At 75.4% G+C, this 17,808-nt stretch carries 19 protein-coding genes; 6 read left to right on the top strand and 13 right to left on the bottom strand.

Annotation, left to right across the window (positions count from 1 at the left end; genetic code table 11):
- Positions 1-23: 23 nt before the first annotated feature.
- Both OKX07_RS17910 and OKX07_RS17905 read right to left on the bottom strand, forming a co-directional pair.
- The gene (locus tag OKX07_RS17910; protein ID WP_265629344.1) at positions 24-1,244 is read right to left on the bottom strand and encodes a glycosyltransferase 87 family protein; all 1,221 of its coding nucleotides are present in this window, start codon (positions 1,242-1,244) and stop codon (positions 24-26) included.
- Positions 1,245-1,466: 222 nt separating this feature from the next.
- Entirely contained in the window at positions 1,467-2,876 is a 1,410-nt protein-coding gene (locus OKX07_RS17905) for a glycosyltransferase 87 family protein (protein WP_265629343.1), read from the bottom strand.
- Positions 2,877-3,141: 265 nt separating this feature from the next.
- Here OKX07_RS17905 and OKX07_RS17900 point away from each other — a divergent pair, with 265 nt between their 5' ends.
- Positions 3,142-4,524 (top strand): uracil-xanthine permease family protein, encoded by a 1,383-nt coding sequence (locus OKX07_RS17900; RefSeq protein WP_265629342.1) that lies wholly within the window; start codon positions 3,142-3,144, stop codon positions 4,522-4,524.
- Positions 4,525-4,529: 5 nt separating this feature from the next.
- Here OKX07_RS17900 and OKX07_RS17895 read toward each other — a convergent pair whose 3' ends face one another.
- Complete coding sequence (locus tag OKX07_RS17895; RefSeq protein ID WP_265629341.1) at positions 4,530-5,240, bottom strand: LytR C-terminal domain-containing protein; 711 nt, start codon at positions 5,238-5,240, stop codon at positions 4,530-4,532.
- 13 nt (positions 5,241-5,253) lie between these two features.
- Positions 5,254-5,574 (bottom strand): type II toxin-antitoxin system VapB family antitoxin, encoded by a 321-nt coding sequence (locus OKX07_RS17890; protein WP_265629340.1) that lies wholly within the window; start codon positions 5,572-5,574, stop codon positions 5,254-5,256.
- A gap of 158 nt (positions 5,575-5,732) precedes the next feature.
- Between OKX07_RS17890 and OKX07_RS17885 the strand changes: the two genes are divergently transcribed.
- Genes OKX07_RS17885 through OKX07_RS17875 form a run of 3 tightly spaced genes read left to right on the top strand, consistent with a single transcriptional unit; the run spans position 5,733 to position 8,580 of the window.
- Positions 5,733-6,347: a CDP-alcohol phosphatidyltransferase family protein gene (locus OKX07_RS17885; protein ID WP_265629339.1), complete on the top strand. Its 615-nt coding sequence runs from the start codon at positions 5,733-5,735 to the stop codon at positions 6,345-6,347.
- Positions 6,344-7,279 carry a phosphatidate cytidylyltransferase gene (locus OKX07_RS17880; RefSeq protein WP_265629338.1) on the top strand — a complete coding sequence of 312 codons (936 nt, stop codon included), beginning with the start codon at positions 6,344-6,346 and terminating at the stop codon, positions 7,277-7,279. Before OKX07_RS17885 ends, OKX07_RS17880 begins: the two co-directional genes overlap by 4 nt.
- Positions 7,276-8,580 carry a lysophospholipid acyltransferase family protein gene (locus OKX07_RS17875; RefSeq protein ID WP_265629337.1) on the top strand — a complete coding sequence of 435 codons (1,305 nt, stop codon included), beginning with the start codon at positions 7,276-7,278 and terminating at the stop codon, positions 8,578-8,580. The genes OKX07_RS17880 and OKX07_RS17875 overlap by 4 nt, the downstream gene beginning before the upstream one ends.
- Before the next feature lie 3 nt (positions 8,581-8,583).
- Here the strand turns inward: OKX07_RS17875 and OKX07_RS17870 are convergent, their stop codons facing one another.
- From OKX07_RS17870 to OKX07_RS17850, 5 genes are all read right to left on the bottom strand, one after another.
- On the bottom strand, positions 8,584-9,336 hold the full coding sequence (locus OKX07_RS17870) for a hypothetical protein (protein WP_265629336.1): 753 nt from the start codon (positions 9,334-9,336) through the stop codon (positions 8,584-8,586).
- A 54-nt stretch (positions 9,337-9,390) separates the two neighbouring features.
- Positions 9,391-10,113: a hypothetical protein gene (locus OKX07_RS17865; RefSeq protein WP_265629335.1), complete on the bottom strand. Its 723-nt coding sequence runs from the start codon at positions 10,111-10,113 to the stop codon at positions 9,391-9,393.
- Complete coding sequence (locus tag OKX07_RS17860) at positions 10,110-10,496, bottom strand: PadR family transcriptional regulator (protein WP_265629334.1); 387 nt, start codon at positions 10,494-10,496, stop codon at positions 10,110-10,112. Before OKX07_RS17860 ends, OKX07_RS17865 begins: the two co-directional genes overlap by 4 nt.
- A 396-nt stretch (positions 10,497-10,892) precedes the next feature.
- Positions 10,893-11,096 carry a cold-shock protein gene (locus tag OKX07_RS17855; protein WP_208196288.1) on the bottom strand — a complete coding sequence of 68 codons (204 nt, stop codon included), beginning with the start codon at positions 11,094-11,096 and terminating at the stop codon, positions 10,893-10,895.
- 182 nt (positions 11,097-11,278) lie between these two features.
- Positions 11,279-11,764, bottom strand: a complete 486-nt coding sequence (locus tag OKX07_RS17850) for a hypothetical protein (RefSeq protein WP_265629333.1) — start codon at positions 11,762-11,764, stop codon at positions 11,279-11,281.
- Positions 11,765-11,869: 105 nt separating this feature from the next.
- Here OKX07_RS17850 and OKX07_RS17845 point away from each other — a divergent pair, with 105 nt between their 5' ends.
- Positions 11,870-12,091 (top strand): PLDc N-terminal domain-containing protein, encoded by a 222-nt coding sequence (locus tag OKX07_RS17845; protein ID WP_265629332.1) that lies wholly within the window; start codon positions 11,870-11,872, stop codon positions 12,089-12,091.
- Between the two features lie 6 nt (positions 12,092-12,097).
- Here the strand turns inward: OKX07_RS17845 and OKX07_RS17840 are convergent, their stop codons facing one another.
- The 4 genes from OKX07_RS17840 to OKX07_RS17825 form a co-directional block, all read right to left on the bottom strand.
- Complete coding sequence (locus OKX07_RS17840) at positions 12,098-12,394, bottom strand: DUF1905 domain-containing protein (protein WP_265629331.1); 297 nt, start codon at positions 12,392-12,394, stop codon at positions 12,098-12,100.
- A gap of 10 nt (positions 12,395-12,404) precedes the next feature.
- On the bottom strand, positions 12,405-13,739 hold the full coding sequence (locus OKX07_RS17835) for a glycosyltransferase (protein ID WP_265629330.1): 1,335 nt from the start codon (positions 13,737-13,739) through the stop codon (positions 12,405-12,407).
- Positions 13,740-13,877: 138 nt separating this feature from the next.
- A complete protein-coding gene (locus OKX07_RS17830; protein ID WP_265629329.1) occupies positions 13,878-14,165 on the bottom strand; it encodes a DUF4287 domain-containing protein in 288 nt (95 codons plus the stop codon).
- Positions 14,166-14,283: 118 nt separating this feature from the next.
- Positions 14,284-14,787: a DUF6584 family protein gene (locus OKX07_RS17825; RefSeq protein ID WP_265629328.1), complete on the bottom strand. Its 504-nt coding sequence runs from the start codon at positions 14,785-14,787 to the stop codon at positions 14,284-14,286.
- A gap of 101 nt (positions 14,788-14,888) precedes the next feature.
- Between OKX07_RS17825 and OKX07_RS17820 the strand changes: the two genes are divergently transcribed.
- Positions 14,889-17,795 carry a DUF4157 domain-containing protein gene (locus OKX07_RS17820; RefSeq protein ID WP_265629327.1) on the top strand — a complete coding sequence of 969 codons (2,907 nt, stop codon included), beginning with the start codon at positions 14,889-14,891 and terminating at the stop codon, positions 17,793-17,795.
- The last annotated feature ends 13 nt before the right edge of the window (positions 17,796-17,808 follow it).

Genomic DNA, 17,808 nt, shown 5'->3' with positions numbered 1-17,808 from the left:
CGTCGCACCCGGCCCCGGTCGTCCTACGCGGTGCTGCCCGCAGGCTCCGGCGGTCGCACCAGGTGGGCGACGGCCACGACGAGCAGCGCGACGAGCGCGACGTTGCGGGCCGCGAGGACGAGCGTCGTGAACGCCAGCCCGTGGATGACGTCGGCGTACCACCACGGGAAGACCCACTGCGTGGCGGCGGCGACCACCAGCAGCGCGACGGCCGTGCGGCGCCACCAGGGCCGGCCCAGCGCGAGCGCGACGGCGACGGGCGGCGCGAGCCACGCGATGTACTGCGGGCTGCCCACCTTGTTCGCGACGATGAGCACGAGCGAGAGCAGGAACGCGCCGCGCACGACGAAGTCCCCGCGCAGCACGTCGTCCGACCAGAACCGGGCCCCGTCGCGCCGCCGGCACCACCACAGCAGCGCCGCGGCGGCCAGCACCGTGAGCAGCAGCACCACCCCGAGCGCGTCGGCCGTCCCCTGCGTGCCCGGGCCGTGGATCTCGAACGTCACGAGCTGCCGGTGGAAGGTCCGCCGGATCTCGGACGAGACCAGCCCGGCGACGAGCCAGGGCGTCGCCGCGACCGCCTCGAGCTGCAGCCCGCGCGCCTCCTGCTGCAGGACGAACGACGCCACCTGGTCCCCGCCGCCCAGCGCGACGACCGTCCCGACGACCGCCGCGCTCACCGCCAGGCCCGGCAGGACGACGTCCCGCCAGGGCCGGCGCGCCGCGAGCAGCAGCGGCAGCCCGGCGGCGGCCGGGGCGACCTTGATCCACGTGCCCGCCGTGAGGAGCGCCGCCGACGTGCGCGGATGGGTGAGCGCGACGAGCAGGGCGACGACCGTCAACGGTGCGACCAGGCCGTCCAGCCGGCCGACCGCGACGGGCCCGAGCAGCAGCAGGAAGCCGAGCCACCACGTGGCGGCCGTGCGACCCGACGGGCGCCGCAGCAGGAACGCGACGGCGACCGCGTCGAGCAGCACGACCAGCCCGGACCACGCCAGGGCGTACGGGGCGTCGGGCGTCGCGCCCACGACCGCGGGCAGCAGCATCGGCAGCAGCGCCCCCACCGGGTACACCCACGGGCCGTCGAGCACGGGCCAGTGCCCCAGCTCCAGACCCAGCCGCATCCACCGCCGGTACAGGTCGACGTCGCCGAACGCCCCGCTCACGCCGCTCACGCCCAGGTACGTCAGCCAGGCGTGCACCGCGACGAACAGCAGCCACACCAGCGGGGTGCGCAGGCGCACCGGGACGGCAGGGCGGACGGCGGGCAGGGGCGTCGCGGTCGCCGGGTCGATCGGGCGTGCGAGTCCGGACAGGACGACCTCCGGGGTCGGCGTGGGACGAGGCGGCGCCAGGCTACGGGACCCCGGGTGCGCGGCAGGTGTCCGGCAGACGACGGGCCGGGTCGCGCACGGCGGACGTCTGGGCCCGAGGAGGCCGCGGCGGCCTGGACCGACGCGCTCGCGCTACCCGACACCTCCATCGACGACGGCAGCTCCCGGTCGTACCTGCTCGCCCGGATCGCCGCGCACGGCACGCGACTCGTCGGCGGCTGGTCCCTCACCGTCCGCCGACGCCCCCTCGTCCGCCCCGGCGTCCGCCGCGGGCGCCGGTCGCCGTACGAGCTGCCGGACGACGACGACGAGCAGGGCGACCACGGCGAGGTTGCGTCCCGCGAGGAGCAGCGTCGGGCCGGGCGCGGCGTCGTCGACGAGGGCGTTGTACGTCCACGGGTAGGTGAGCTGCGTCGCACCGGCGACCACGAGCACGCCCCACGCCGTGACGCGCCACCGGGGCAGACCGAGCGCGAGGGCCACGGCCACGGCCGGGGCGAGCCACGCGACGAACTGCGGGCTGCCGACCTTGTTGATCACGAGCAGCACGAGCGTCAGGGCGAGCCCACCGCGGACGACGAAGTCGGCGCGCATCGCGGAGTCGGTCCAGAACCGCTCGCCCGCGCGGCGGCGAACCCACCACAGCAGCGCGGTGACGGCGAGCACCGCGACGAGCAGCGCGGGTGTGGCTGCCTCGGCGACGGCACGCGCGCCCGGCGCGCTGATCTCGAACGTGAAGATCTGGTCGTCGTACGTCCGGACCACCTGGTCGGACCAGATGCCCGCGACCATGAAGGGCGTCCCGAGGATCGACTCGATCTGCAGGTCGCGCTGGCGCTGTGCGGTGACGAACGACAGCAGGTCCGCCCCGCCGCCGCGCGCGACGACCGTCCCGACGACGACCACGCACACGGCGAGGGCTGGCACGACGACGTCGCGCACCGGCCGGCGGACCGCGAGCACCAGGGGGAGCACCGCGGCCCCGGGGGCGACCTTGATCCAGGCGCCCGCGGTGAGCAGCGCCGCGGAGAGCCGCGGGCGGGAGAGCGCCACGAGCAGGGCGACGACGGTCAGCGGCGCGACGAGCCCGTCGAGACGTCCCAGGCCCGCCGGGCCCAGCAGGGCGATGAACGCGACGAACCACAGCGCCGCGACCCGCCCGTGCGGGCGGCGCAGCAGCAGCGCCACCGCCACGGCGTCGAGGACCGAGACGAGCACCAGCCACGCGAGGTAGTACTGACCGCCGTCGGCCAGCCCGGCGAACCCCGCGACGACCATGGGCACGATCGCGCCCGCGGGGTAGACCCACTCGTAGTCGAGGACCGGCCAGTGGCCGTCGATGAACGCCATGTAGGCCCACCAGCGGTACATCCCGAGGTCGCCGAGCGTCCACTCCCACACCACGAGCCCCACGTGGGCGACCCACGCGTGGGCGAGGAGGAACGCGAGCCACACGAGCGGGGTGCGCCACTTCTCCGGCGGCGCGGCCCGTGCGAGCCGTCCGGGCGCGGTGCGAGGTGACGCCCCTGACGGTGCGGACATGGGTGCCCCTTTGCCTCGGCGCGACGATGCCGCGCCAGGTTACGCGACCACGGTCGCGTCAGGGACGATCCGGGAGGAACGCCGCAAACCCTCCGCCTCGGCGCCGGTTCCGCGTCCTCGACGCGCGTCAGGCGACGCGCGGTGGTGGGAGGAATGCGTCGTCCGTGAGGGACGCGTCGTGCACCGGACGTCCGTCCCTGATGCCACCGGTCCGCGCTCGCTACCCTCGCAGACGGGCGAGGACCACGCGACGCGAGGAGCAGACATGAGCGGCTGGGGCTGGACCGTGCACGGCGACGGGCGGACCGTCCGGCCCGGTGAGGTGGTGGCACCCGAGGAGCGGCTCGCGTGGGGCCGCACCATCGGCATCGGCATGCAGCACGTCGTGGCGATGTTCGGCGCGACGTTCCTCGTGCCGCTCATCACGGGCTTCTCGCCGCAGACGACGCTGTTCTTCTCCGCGGTGGGCACCGCGCTGTTCCTGCTGGTGACGCGCAACCGCCTGCCCAGCTACCTGGGCTCGAGCTTCGCGTTCATCGCCCCCGTCATGGCGGCGACCGCCACGGGCGGGCAGTCGGTGGCGGTCGGCGGCATCCTCGTCACCGGCGTCGCGCTGGTCGCCGTCGGCCTCGTCGCGCACCTCGCCGGGACGCGTTGGATCGACGCGCTCATGCCCCCGGTCGTCACGGGCACGATCGTCGCGCTCATCGGCCTGAACCTCGCGCCCGTGGCCTGGGGGACGTGCGACGACGCGGGCACGTGCTCCGGCTTCCGCGCCGCACCCGTCACCGCGACCGTCACGCTGCTCGCGATCGTGCTGGTCACCGTGCTGTTCCGGGGCATCCTCGGTCGCCTGTCGATCCTCGTGGGGGTGCTCGTCGGGTACGCCGTGGCCCTCCTGCGCAGCGAGGTCGACCTCGAGCCCGTCCGCGACGCCGCCTGGGTGGGGCTGCCGCCGTTCGTCGCCCCCACGTTCGACCTCGCGGTCCTCGGCCTGTTCCTGCCCGTCGTCCTCGTGCTCGTCGCGGAGAACGTCGGGCACGTGAAGTCGGTCGCCGCGATGACGGGCCGGGACCTCGACCCGGTCATCGGTCGCGCGCTCATGGCCGACGGCCTGGCGACCACGCTCGCCGGCACCGGCGGCGGGTCCGGCACCACGACGTACGCCGAGAACATCGGCGTCATGGCCGCGTCCCGCGTGTACTCGACCGCCGCCTACTGGGTGGCCGCCGCGACCGCGCTCGTCCTGGCGCTCTCGCCCAAGTTCGGCGCCGTCGTCGCGACGATCCCCGCGGGTGTGCTCAGCGGTGCCGCGACGGTCCTCTACGGCATGATCGGCCTCCTCGGCGCGCGGATCTGGGTGCAGAACCGCGTCGACTTCTCCGCCCCGGTGAACCTCATGCCGGCGGCGGTCGCGCTCGTCGTCGGCATCGCGAACTTCACCTGGCAGGCCGGTGACCTGCAGTTCGAGGGCATCGCGCTCGGTACGGCCGTCGCGATCGGGCTCTACCACCTCATGCGGGCGGTGGCCCGGTGGCGCGGCACGCACGACGAGCCGGCGACGCCCGCCTCCGTGCCGGGCGGTGACGAGCTGACGCGCGACGAGCTGACGCGCGACGAGCCGACGCGGGACGAGCCGACGCGCTGAGGGCGTCAGCCCTCCGGGGGCGCCTCGCCCTCGACGGGGGCCTCGCCCTCCACCGGGGCCTCGCCCTCGACGGGTGCCTCGCCCTCGGGTGGGGCCTCGCCCTCGGCCGGCGGCACCGCGGGGACCGCGGTCATCTCGGCGAACGGGGTGCAACCCTCGGGCCCCACGAGCGGAGCGGCCGGGTCGAGCAGGACCTCCTCGACCGGCAGGAGCCCCATGAACTCGGAGCCCACGACCAGGTCGATGCGCGCGTCCAGACGGTCGGCGAGCTGCAGGACCGCGTCCGGCAGATAGGCCTGCAGCGTGTACGCCGCCGCGATGCCGTTGGCGCCGTAGATGATGCGGGCGACCCCGGCGATGTCGGCGGGCGCGTTGTCGGTGGTCCCGATGACGAAGCCGCGCTCGGTCAGCGCTGACGCGGTCTGACCCGCCAGGCCGGCCTGCCCCGCGCCGTTGTACACGTCGACGGTGATCTGCGCGGCCGGGACCGGGAGGGCACCCTCCGGCGGGCAGTACGTCGCGAAGGACTCGGCGGCGGTCGTCGGCTCCACCGAGAACTCGCGCTCGAAGAACGGCAGCGACAGGCTGTCGGTGTAGAGGGCGGCCGAGCCGAGCCCGGCGACCGCCAGGGCGGCGAGCAGCACGCCGAACACGACGGCCTGCCGCTCGTGCATGTGGCGGCGCCGCAACGCGCGCGCCCGGTCCTGATCGCTCACGCGGCCCCGTCCCTCACTCGCCCCGGCTCGCGGCGGTCACGTCCACCACCAGCACCCGCGCGTGCAGCAGCGCGCGCTGGTGGAGGGCGGCGCGCACGGCACGGTGCAGACCGTCCTCGAGGTAGAGGACGCCCCGGTACTCGACGACGTGGGCGAACAGGTCGCCGTAGAACGTCGAGTCCTCGGCGAGCAGCGCGTCGAGGTCCAGGTTGCGCTTCGTCGTGACGAGCTCGTCGAGCCGTACCTGACGCGGTGGGACGTCCGCCCACTGCGCGGGGGTCGTCAACCCGTGGTCCGGGTACGGGCGCCCCTCGCCCACCGCCTTGAAGATCACGGGCCGAGTCTAGGGGGTGCGGGGCGCTGCCTCTCGGACCGTCCGCGCCGCGTCACCCGCGCGCCACGACGACCGGGCCGTCCGCCGCTGTGGGGCGGGCGGGTGACCTCCGCGCCGCGGCGCCGCGGCGCGCGGAGCCGGTGGGTACAGTCGCGGGCATGCCGTCGCTGTACGCGCTCAAGCCCTGGTACACCCGGCGGCTGCACCGGTTCGTCGACGGGGCGGTCGCCCGCGGCACGTCACCGGACACCTTCACGGTCGTGGGCGTCGTCGGCGCGGTGCTCGCGGCCGTCGCCCTCGCGCTTGGCTGGTGGCCCGCGGCCCTCGTGCTGCTGGCCGTGCGCCTCGCGGGCGCGAACCTCGACGGTGCGGTCGCGCGGGCACGCGGGGTGTCACGGCCGTGGGGGTTCGTCCTCAACGAGCTGGGCGACCGGTCGTCGGACCTGCTGATGTTCGCCGGGCTGGCGGTGCTGGCCGTCCGCACCGGTGGTGACGCGGTCGGCGGCCTGACGCCCCTGGCGTGGGTGCTCGTCGCCGCGCTCGCCGCGACGCTGCCGACGTTCGTGTCGCTGGCCGGCGCCGGTGCGGGCGCGCCGCGGCTCAACGGCGGCCCGCTCGGCAAGACCGAACGGTGCGCGTTCGCGGTGCTCGCGTCCGCCGTGCCGACCCTGCTCCCCGGTGTCGCCGTCGTGGTCGTCGTCGGCTCGGTGCTCACCGCCGTCGTGCGCGCACGACGCATCCGCCAGGCCCTGGCCGCCGGTCCGGGCGCGTGAGCGTCGACCCGACGCAGCGCGACGGGGTCGCCGACCCGCTCGCGGCGTGGACCGGCCTGGACCGCACCGCCTACGCGCTCGACCTGCGGCTCGGCGACTGGCACCTCGACCTCGACGGTCGGGCCGTCTTCCTGTTCGTGCTGACCGCCGCGATCCTCGCGGTCGCCGCCGTCCCCGTGCTCGCGTCCCGCCGGCCGGAGCTGCGGCGCCGCTGGACGACGTGGGCGATGATCCTGCCCGTCATCGGCATCCCGATGTGGCTCGGGCCCGGCCCGACGACCCTGCTGGCGGTGCTGCTCGCGCTGCAGGCCGTGCGGGAGTTCGCCGCCATGACGCGGTTGCCGCGTCCCGAGACCGTGATCCTGCTCGTGCTGGCCGTGGCCTACCCCGTGGCGGCCTGGCTCGACCCCGGGCTGCTGGCCCTGGTGCCGCTGATCGCGCTGCTGTGCGCCGTGCCGGCCGTGCTGACGGGCGACCTCGACCGCGGCGTCGAGCGCGCGACGGGCGCAGCCTTCGGGTCGATCTGGCTGTGCTGGTCGCTCGCGCACCTCGTGCTCGTCGGGTCCGACGCGTTCCTGCTGTGCTTCGCGGCGGCCGCGACGGACGTCGCCGCGTGGTGCGGGGGGCAGGGGCTCAAGAGGTTCGCGTGGGCGCGGCGGCCGCTGTCGCCGCTGAGCCCCAACAAGACCGTCGGCGGGCTCGTCGGCGCGGCCGTCGGCGGCACGCTCGTGCTCGTCGTGCTCGGAGCGGTGTCGGTGGGCCTGGTGGTCGCCGTGGTGCTCGGCTGTGTAGGAGGAGATCTGGTGGAGTCCATGGTGAAGCGACGCGCAGGGGTCAAGGACGCGGGCACGTGGCTGCCCGGGTTCGGCGGGCTGCTCGACCGGGTGGACTCGCTGCTGCTCGTCCTGCCGCTCGCGTGGGTGCTGGCATGAGCGAGGACCGGCCCGCGACGGGCTCGGTCGAGGGTCACGCGGTCGAGGGTCACGCGGACGAGGATCACGCGCACGACCCGGCGGCCGCGCTGCGGCGGCTGCGTCGGCGCGTCGGGCTGCCGCCGGGCTTCAACCTCGCCGGGGCGGTCCGGCACGTCGCCTGGCGCAACACGTTCCACCTGATCGGCGGCTTCCGGGTCGTCGGCTCGGCGCCCTACGAGGCGATGGTCGTCGTCGCGAACCACCAGTCGCATGCCGACACCCCGGCGCTCATCGCCGCGTTCCCCGCGCCGTACAAGCCGGTCGTCGTCGCTGCCGGCGACTACTGGTTCGACGACCCGTGGAAGGCGCGGCTCCTCAAGCTCGCCATCGGCGCCGTGCCCGTGCGCCGGCACGGCGGCGGCGGGTACGAGTCGCTCATCGAGGGCGCGACCGAGGTGCTCGGCTCGGGGTCGAGCCTGCTGGTGTTCCCCGAGGGCACGCGGTCCACCGACGGGCAGCTGGGCCGGTTCCGCAGCGGCGCGCTGCGCATCGCCCAGGAGTTCGACGTGCCGATCCTGCCCGTCGCCGTGGTCGGCACGCGGGAGCTGCTCGCCAAGAAGGGGCGCCTGACGCCGGGGCCCGTCGAGGTGCGCGTCGGGCACCCGCTGGACCCGCACGAGCTCACCGACATGGCGCCCCTGGTCGCGCAGATCGAGGGGATGCTCGCGGCCGGCCCGCCGGTGCCGTCGCGCTCGCGGACGTGGCGCGTGCTGCGCAACGTCATGTCCGGGCCGGCCGGCATGGTCGGGGCCGTGGCCTGGGGGTTCGCCGAGGCCGTGAGCCTGCCGGTCACCTCCGAGATGTACCTCGTGCTCGTCGCCGCGTCGCACCCGCGGCGCGTGGTGCCGGCCGCCGCATGCCTGGCCGTCGGGTCCGTCGCCGGGATCCTCGTGACCCGCGCGCTCACGGCCCGCGGCGAGCAGCCGCCCGCGCCGCTGACCACGCGCGCGATGCGCGAGCGCGCCGCCGCGGACCTCGCCGCCGCCGGCGCGCGCGGCATCTGGCGCCAGGCCCTCAACGGCATCCCCGTCAAGGTGTACGCGGCCGCCGCGGGGGACGCTCGCGTGCCCGCGGGACCGCTCGCGGCGCACGCGCTCGGGGCGCGGGGGGTGCGGTCGCTGGCGGTGGGGGCCGCCGTCGGTGCGGCGGCCGGGGCGGGTGCGCCGTTGCTGCGGCGGTTCTACGGTCCGTACCTGGCGGTGGCGGGCGCGACGTTCGCGGTGGGGCTGGGCCTCGTCGTGCGGCGCTGGAGCCGCTGACCCTCAGCCGGCCAGGTGCGTGACGAGGACGGCCAGGCCCACGGCGGCGGCGATGCTCCCGACCTGGATCCCGGTGACGACCAGCGCCAGCCCGCGGGCGTCGCGCCGGGCCGCGGCGTCGGCCGTCGCACGATCGGCACCCGGGGCCAGCAGCGGGTCGACCTCCGAGCGGTTGCGCAGCTCGAGCGCGGTCGTGACCGCCAGCAGCGCGAGCGCGGCGACGGCCACGGGCGGTGCGGGCAGGGTGCCGATGTGCCACGTCCGCGCCAGCAGCGCGAGACCGACCAGGGCCCCCATGAACGCCATGCTCAGCAGCCAGATCCGCCAGAACGAGCTCGCGACCAGGTAGCGCAGCAGCGGCGTGCCGTGCCGCTGGACGACGAACGGCAGCGTGAGCACCGCGAGGACGAGGGCCACCGTGCCCCCGGTCACGTCGACCGTCCCGTCGCCGAACCACTCCACGACGCCGTCGATCGCGACGACCAGCCCGGCACCGCCGAGCGCGAGCGGCACCATCTCCCGCGGGTCGTCAGGTGTGGGCCGCCCGGCGGTCTCGGCGATCTGCACGGCGTACTGCACGGGGTCGCCGAACGCGTCGCGCGCGCTGGTGCCGGAGTCGACCACGTGCGCGTCCACCTCGGTCAGCACGTCGCCGATCGCGGCGCCGGGCACGTCCCGCAGCCGCAGCTCGACGACGAAGTCGTCGGCCCAGGACTTCTCGACGTGGGGGGCGAGCTGAGTGATCTCGGTGCTCATCGGGAGGCCTCCGGGCGTGTGGCGGACGTGGGATGCGGGGACGGCGGGCGCGGCTCAGCGCGGCAGCAGGGCCAGCAGGCCAGCGGCGAGCAGCGCGACGGCAGGCAGCGCCGCGCTCAGGAGGACCGAGGTGCGGCGGGCTCGTCGCGCCCCCTCGGCGTCGTCGTCCCCGGGTCCTGTGACGGCGTCGTTCGTGGCACCCAGAGCGTGCAGGGCCGCGGCGCCCGCCGCCAGCAGGATGACGCTGACCAGGACGACCGGGGCCGCAGCTGCTGTCAGTGCACCGCCCGGCAGGAGCGCCGTGTAAGCGAGGACGAGCGCGATCACGGAGCCCGCCAGCCCCGCAAGCCACCACCGGACGCGCGCAAGGCGACCCAGCACCGCGGCCGGTGCGAAGCACAGGGCGACCGCGACGAGCAGCGTGGCGATCACGCTCGCCGCCATGCCGCCGGAGAGTGCGAGGGGCTCGCCGTGCAGCCACGGCGGCACCGCCCACACGACCCCCACGACTCCTGCGGTCTGCACGACGACGGCGGCCCCGTCCCGTACCGGCGTGCGACGGCGGGGCAGGACCCCGGCGATCCCGCGTGCGTACGCGACTGGGTCGCCGAACGCCGTCTCGGCGTCCTGGCCGGCGTCGACGCAGTGCGCCTCGACCTCGGCAAGGGCGTCGCCGATCGAGGCCCCGGGCACGTTGCGCAGCCGCAGCTCGACGACGAAGCCGTCGCGCCAGCGCGGCTCGACGTGGGGGGCGAGGGTGGCGGGGTCGGTGCTCATCGGGAGACCTCCGGTTGCGTGACGAACGACTGGGTGAGGTCGGCGAAGCGGGACCAGCGCGCGCCCTCGTCGTGCAGGTGGGTGCGCCCCGCGTCGGTCAGGGCGTAGTACTTGCGGCCGGGGCCGCCGTCGCCCGGGCGCCACTCCTCGTCGAGGAGCCCCGCGGCGTGCAACCGGCCGAGCAGGGGGTACAGGGTGCCGCCCTTGATCTCGCCGAGACCCGCGGCGGCGAGCCGCTGGGCGATGTCGTAGCCGTAGGTGGCGCCGTCGGCCAGGACGCGCAGTGCGCACAGGGACAGGACCCCGCGCAGCCACTCGCCGGGCCACTCGCCGACGGCGTCGGACGACGGCCCGTCGGGGACGGGTGCGGTGCGGCTGACCATGGCTAGACAGTACGACTGACTAGATCGTCACGCAACCTAGCCCCGCGTCGCCGACCGGCACACCAGTCCCCGTCGGCCGGTCGAACAGGTGACTGGTGTTCCGGTGGGCGGCGGGGGTGGCGCGACCGGAACATGGGTCCCCGTCTGCCGGCCGTTTCAGGGAGCCGTGTTCCGGTCGGCGGGGTGTGGCGCGAGCGGGACATGGGTCCCCGTTGGGAGGCCCATTCGGGGAGCGGTGTTGCGCTCGGCGGGGTGGGGGACGGGGCCCGGGAGCGGGGTTCGGGGGCTCGCGACCATGGTGGTGCGTCGGCGACGGGGTGGCCGGAACGCAGAAGGCGCCCCGACCAGTGGTCGGGGCGCCTTCCGGTGAGCCCGTGGGCTCGGGGTGCTCGTCGCTCAGGCGGTGGTGACGTTCGAGGCCTGCGGGCCCTTGGGGCCGGCCTGCACGTCGAACTGCACGCGCTGGTTCTCCTCGAGCGAGCGGTAGCCCTGCGTCTGGATGGCCGAGTAGTGGACGAACACGTCCGGGCCGCCATCCTCGGGGGCGATGAAGCCGAAACCCTTCTCGGCGTTGAACCACTTCACGATGCCAGTGGGCACGTCATTCTCCTCATGCGGCTACTACGGACCCGACGACCGGGACCGGTGAATCACGGTGGTCGTCGTCCGCTCCGGAGAACGGGACAAACAAAGCACTGCGACTACGAGAGACAGCCTAGCGGCACAGATCGCGCCCGCGCGAGGGGTTGGTACCACGATCTTGCGGGCCTCCCGGCCACGCGTCACCGGACCGTGGCGGCCAGCCGCAGACGGTCGCCGAGCTCCACGTCGTCGACGCGCAGCGCCAGCCCGCGCGCTGCCGGGAACGCCTCGCCGACCAGCGGGCCCAGGCGGTCGAGGTCGACCTCGACGACGGTCGCGCCGCCCGCGGTGTGCACCGTCGCGACGCCCGGGGGCAGCTTGCCCAGCTGCCCGCGGACGGCGTCCGTCACGAACCCGCTGAGGTCCATGCGCAGCACCGGGTGCGACGCGACGACCGCCACCTGCCAGGTGCGGCCCGTCACCCCACGGTCCTCGACGCGCACGTCGACGGGTCCCGCCAGCCGCGTCGCCATGCGGACGGCACCGGGGACCCCCGGCAGCTCGTGCACCTTGACCTGGGCGCGGACCAGGCGGGCCTCCCCGCGCACGTCGGTCACGGCGGACGGGATCGCGTCGGCCGCACGGGCCAGGGTCAGGGCCTCGTCGAGACCCAGGGTGAGCTCCATGCCGCCAGGTTACGGCGGGACGTCCGGTCCTGCGGCGCGTGCGGCGCTGGTGGACGATGGGGGTGACCCGTCCCGCGCCGAGCGCGCCCACCCCGGAGGTCCGACGTGCACCTGCAGAAGAAGTGGCTGGCGATGAGCACCGGTCGGCGCGTGGTGGTGTCCCTCGTCGGCGCCGCCCAGATCGCCCTGACCACCGCCGCCTACCGCGACCTCGTCCGCCGCCCCGCGGACCAGGTGAACGGTCCCAAGTCCGTGTGGGCGATCGCGCTGCTCGTCAACTGGGTGGGCCCGCTGGCCTACTTCGCCAAGGGCCGCATCTCGTCCTGACGCGCCTCACCCGTCGACGAGCCGCAGCCGCACGCGCACCACGTCGCCGACCGCGACGCCGGCGGCCGTCCGGACCGCCTTCTTGACCGGCAGCACGAACGTCTCGCGCACCTTGTCCGGGAACAGCGACGTGCGCCACGTCGTCGGCCCGAGCGTCACCTCGACCCGGACCGAGCCGAACCCGCCCTGCCGGCCGCGCGTCACCTCGTCCACCTGGTCGGCGACGTCGAACGGCAGGGCCGCGAACACCCACGACCCGTTCTCGACCTGCCACAGGGTGACGTCGACCTCGTACTCCGGCACGGCCGCGACGCTACCGGCACCCGCCGACACCGGAGCCCGGGCCGCTCGCGGTCACGGCGTCGACGACCCCGGCCGCGCCCGGCGAGGCCGCGATCTGCTCGGCCAGCCGCTGCGCGCTCGCCCGGTACGACGGGTCGGTGCGGACCGTGCGGACGGCGTCGCGGACCCGGTCGGCAGTCGGCCGGTTGCCACGCAGGCGGACGCCGGCGCCGGACCACGCGACGCGCGCCCCCACCTCGGCCTTGTCCTCCGTGGCGCCCGCGACGACCAGCGGGACGCCGTGGGCGAGCGCCCAGTGCACCCCGCCGTACCCGCCGTTGGTCACCATGACGTCGGTGCGGGGAAGCAGGGCGGGGTAGGGGAGCATGCGCTCGGCACGCACGTTCGCGGGCAGCGGGCCGAGGTTCTCGACCGGGGCGCCGCCGGTCGCGGCGACGACCAGCACGTCCTCGTCGGCCAGGGCGTCGATCGTGGGGCGCAGCAGCTGGGCCGGGTCGTCGTTGGCGACCGTGCCCTGCGTGACGTGCACGACCGTGCGCCCGTCCAGGTCCGACCACCACCCGGGCAGGGTCGCGGGGTCGACGGTCACGCTGCCGGGGCGCGGGACGCCCGTCGGGCCGAGGAGCCGGAACGTGTCGCCCAGGAGCGGGCGCGGGTACTCGAACCCGGGGACGGTGAGCTGGACGGTGACGTCGGCGCTGGCCGCCCAGCCGAACAGGAAGCCGGCCGGCGGACGTGCACCGATGTCGCGCATCGCGCGGACGGCCGCGACCTGGGCGGGCCGCAGCGCGCCCCGCTCCACGGCGGCCCGCACGAGCGCGTCGCGCACCCGACCGCCCAGGCCCGGCATCGGGGTCAGGCCGGGGCCGAACGGCGGCACGCCGGGGTGCGGCGTCGCGGACGGGAAGATGCCGACGACGACGGTGCGGGGGCGCTGCGCGGGCGGGCGGGTGGTGATCGCGAAGGCGCCGAGGAACAGCGGGTCGAAGACGAGGGCACCTACCGTGCCGTCGGTGCCGTCGGCCTCGTCGAGGATCGCGTCGAGTGCCGCGACCTGCGTGGCGATGCGCCTGATGAACAGCTCGGTCAGGTCCCAGCGCATGGCGGCGGCGCCGGTGCGGCCGGCCCGCTCGGGGTGGTCGACGTCGAGCGTGCGCTCGTCGAAGCCGGCGTCGGGCGGCAGGGGAGCGAGCTCGGCGCCGGTGGCCTCGACCTCGGTGCGGAACCGCTCGGCGGTGAGGAACCGCACGCGGTGCCCCGCGTCGACGAGCGCGCGGGCCACGGGCAGCAGCGGGCTGACGTGCGCGTGGACGGGGCAGGCCGCGACGACGGTGGTGGGGCGCATGTCGGTCCTCCGGGGCGGGGGCGGCAGCACCCAGGGCACAGGGACGAGGGTGTCGGCACCGCGTCTCGAGCATGGCAGCCCCCGGCGACGCGGTCACCGCGGTCGGCCGGCAGGCTGCCCCTACTGGTCGCGTCGCCCTCACTGCGGGCGCGTGGCCCTGCCGTCGAGCCACAGCGTGTCCGACGCGTCGCGGTGCGTGCCCGTGCCGCCGACGTGCGTGGTGCCGATCGTGGGGCCCTTGGTGATGACGTGCACCATCGCCATCCCGTGCCCGCGCCCCAGCCCGTAGTCGTCGGCCAGCCACGCCAGGATGGGCCCGGCCTTGGTCGAGGCGTCGAACCCACGGCCGTGCGCGAGGTCCACGAGCTCGCGCGGCGTGAGCCCGGTCTTCTCCTCGACGGCGTCGAGATAGGCCTGGAACGACATGCGGTGCTCCTTGGGTCGTGGTGGTGGGGGAGTAGACCGGCGAGGGTGCGCGGACTCATCGGTGTCTCCGCGGCCGCCACTGTCGAGCCGCGCGCGGCGCGACGACCGGCCCGACGTCTCAGAGGACCCAGCCGACCACCGTCACCGCGCCGACGACCATCAGGGCGACGAGGACGAGGGCACCCAGCAGGCACCCGACGGTGCCGAGGTCGTCCCGCCGGGATCCTGCGGCCTCACGCCCCGACGTCTCCCAGTCGAGCTTCCTGCCGGCCTTGTCCTGCGCCCGCGTGCGGACGTCGAGCAGCCGCTGCCGCGCCGCCTCCGTCCCGGCGGCGTCCTCGGGGCCGCGCCACCGCAGCGCCCGCATGATCCGCACCGCGTCGTCGCCGCAGGCGCGCTCGAACGCCGCCACCTCCTCCGGGTCGCGGTCCTCGCCGAGGTACGACCAGCGTCCCGCCTCGACCAGGTTGCCCTCGAGCCGGTAGACGTCGGCCAGCCGGTCCCGCGCGTCGAGCCGGTGCGGCAGGCTCTGGACCAGGCTCCGTAGCCGGGTGCGCGCCATCTCGACGTCGCCGAGGCGCAGGTCCTCGTCGACCTTCGCCAGGGTCCGCTCCACGGTCACGGCGTGACTCTAGGAGGGTGGCGTCGGGGCGCCGTACGGATTTCGGCGGGCGCGGGCGGCCGACCATGGTCACCAGGCCCGGAGTCTGTGACCATGAGGCGGTGAGCACCGCGGGTGCCGCACGACGGCACGCACCGGTGGGCGCGACCCTCAGGAGGACGGACCGCGCCGACTCCCGGGCGCCAGCGTGGTCGCCGACGGGGCCCGCCGCGGTGCTGGAGCAGCTCCAGCAGGTGGGCGGCAACGCCATGACCGTGCGCCTCGTGCGCTCCCTCGCGACCGGTCCCGGCGCCCCGGCCGACGAGCTCGCCGGGCGGATCAGCGGTCGGGTCGGTGGTGGCGAACGCCTCGCCCCCGACCTGCAGCGGCGGTACGGCGACGTCGTCGGGCCCGACGCGCTCGCCGGGGTCCGGGTGCACCGCGACGCCGAGTCCGCCGACCTCGCCCGGTCGCTGGGTGCGCGGGCGTTCACCGTGGGCGCCGACGTGTTCTTCGGCCAGGGCGAGTACCAGCCGGGCACCCGCGGGGGGTCCCACCTGCTCGCGCACGAGCTCGTCCACACCGTGCAGGCACCCGCCGCGCCCGCCGCCACCGGCCTGACCGTGAGCGACCCGGCCGACGCCCACGAGGTGGCCGCCGAGCGGGCGGCGGCGCAGTGGGTCGCGGGCTCCTCGCCCGCGGACGCCCCGGTCGGCCGCTCGGCCGGGATCGCCCGCCAACCCACGGGCGCCCACGTGCCCGATCCCTCCGAGCGCTACGGCGCGCTGCTGCTGCCCAGCCTCGACGAGGCCGACAGGGTGAGGCTGGACCAGGCGACGGGCGGCGCCCACCTGGTCGACATGATCACGCGGCGGGACAGGGCCCGGACCGAGCTCGCGGCGCTCGCGGACGACGCGCAGGACCGCTCGGGGGTCGACCCGGCCGCCACGAGCGCGCGCCAGGCGCTGGCGGCCGTGGAGGCCGACCTCAGCGCGCAGATCGGGGCCGAGCTCGCCGCGCTCGACGTCCCGGACGAGCGCACCCTGCTGCAGCTCGTCCACCAGTGGTTCCCGGCCCGCTTCCTGGCGGAGGCCAAGACGGTCGCCGTCGAGATGCTGCAGCACAACGCGGACGAGGCGCGCAGCGAGCTGGAGCGGTACTCCGCCCTCGTGTGCTCGCCGGACATCGACGGCCTGCTCGCAGCCGACCGGATGCTGGCCGAGCTCGCGCCGCAGCCGCTGGCCCTGTCGATCCAGGTGGCCGAGTCCGCGCTGTCGAGGTACGCCCCGGCCGCCGGCGTCCTGACGCCGGAGGAGTTCGCCAGGAGGATCCCGGAGAACGAGCAGTCGGTCATGGTCGACATCGCGAACCTCGACCGGAACCGGCAGCTGCTGGCCCAGCGGGTGCCGATCTACAACGCGGCCCGGTACTCGTTCGGCCGGACGTACCCGATCCTCCTGAGCAGCGCGTACGTGCCGGGGTCGTTCTCGTCGGCGGACCCGACGGAGCTCGGCGCGATGGTCGGCGGGACGGTCACGGAGGTGCTGGCGAACATCGAGCGGGTCCGCGACGCGATCGACGACGACGACCTCAAGGTCTGGAACATGCGGGACGTCCTGCGCATCACCCAGGAACGGCTCGGCGTGACCCACGAGACCCTGATCGCCGCCATCCGGACGCGGATCGAGGCGATCGAGGACGACGAGACCTTCCTGGGGTGGGTCGTGGCGGCGCTCGCGATCACCACGACCCTGCTGGCGGGCATGCTCTTCACGCCCGCGGCGGGTGTGGCCGTCGCGGCGGCCTGGGGCGCGGGCGCGCTGTACGGCAGCATCAACAGCTACCTCGACGAGTCCGCGGCCGAGCACGTCGCCCTCGACGAGGCGGTGGCGGACCTCTCGCTCAACGAGCCGTCGCTGACGTGGGTGCTGCTCGACGCGGCGTTCCTGCTGGTGGACCTGGCGCCGGTCGCGAGGGCACTGCGTCCGGCGGCGCGGACGCTGGCCGCGAACGGCGACGCCGTCGCGCTGTCCGCGTTCCGGAGCCGGGCGACCGCGGCGCTGGGTGAGGACGTCGGTGAGCAGCTCACCGCCCGGGCCGCGAGCCGTTTCGGCATCGGCGCGGCGGGGCTGCAGGTCGCCGAGGCGCGCCTCGTCCGCGCCCGGGCCGTCCTGGCGGGCCTCGACCTGCCCGACGACGCCATCGCCCGGGTCCTGGCGAAGGGTGCCGACGTCAACCAGGTCAAGGGCCAGCTCTTCGAGGAGATCATGCACGTCGACGTCGCCCGACGGATGGCCACGGGCGCGGACGACGTGCTGGGCGTCGCCGACTCCGCGGGCCTGGAGGTGATCGAGGGTCATCGCATCGCCGACCTGGCCGGGCGCCAGCTCACCGACGGCGTCATCGCGCGGCGGTTGCCCGACGGGACGATGGAGCTGGTCACGGTGCTGGAGGCGAAGGCCGGCCGGGGTGCCGCGCAGGGTCTGCGGTCGTCGTCGAGCGGGATCGGCGACCCCGAGGAGTTCGCCCGGTTCGTCATCGAGCAGAACCGGCCCGCCGTCCTCGCGGTGCTGCGCCGGTCCGGGCTGACCGACGACGTGCGGGCGGTCGTCGGGGGCAGTGAGGAGCTGTCCGCCGCGGCCATCGAGGCCGTCGCCGCGGACAAGGGCATGCGCAGGCTCGTCACCCAGGCCGAGCTGGGTGGTCAGGTCCGCAAGGACGTCGAGCGGCTCGCGCCGGGCACGTCCAGCCTGGACGACGTCGCGTCCGAGCTCGACGAGGTGCCGACGCAGATCCTCGTCGACGGGGTGCCGACGACCGTGCGGATGAGCCCGACGCGCACCCGGTTCGTCGGCGTCGTGCCGCAGGACGTCCCGACGGACGCGATCACCACTGCGTTGACGGGCCCGGGTCAGAGGTTCAACTTCACCGCGCTGCAGCTGGGCGGCCGGGCCGCCGACATCACCGACAGGGCGCAACGCCTGATCGCCGACCAGGCGGCCGCGGCGGCGACGGTCCCCGTGCCGTGACGCGTTCCCGGCA

The organism is Cellulomonas sp. S1-8 (assembly GCF_026184235.1).
In the GTDB taxonomy this organism is placed as follows: domain Bacteria; phylum Actinomycetota; class Actinomycetes; order Actinomycetales; family Cellulomonadaceae; genus Cellulomonas.
The sequence above is the reverse complement of the archived record's forward strand: the minus strand, read 5'-3'. Positions and strand labels throughout refer to the sequence as shown.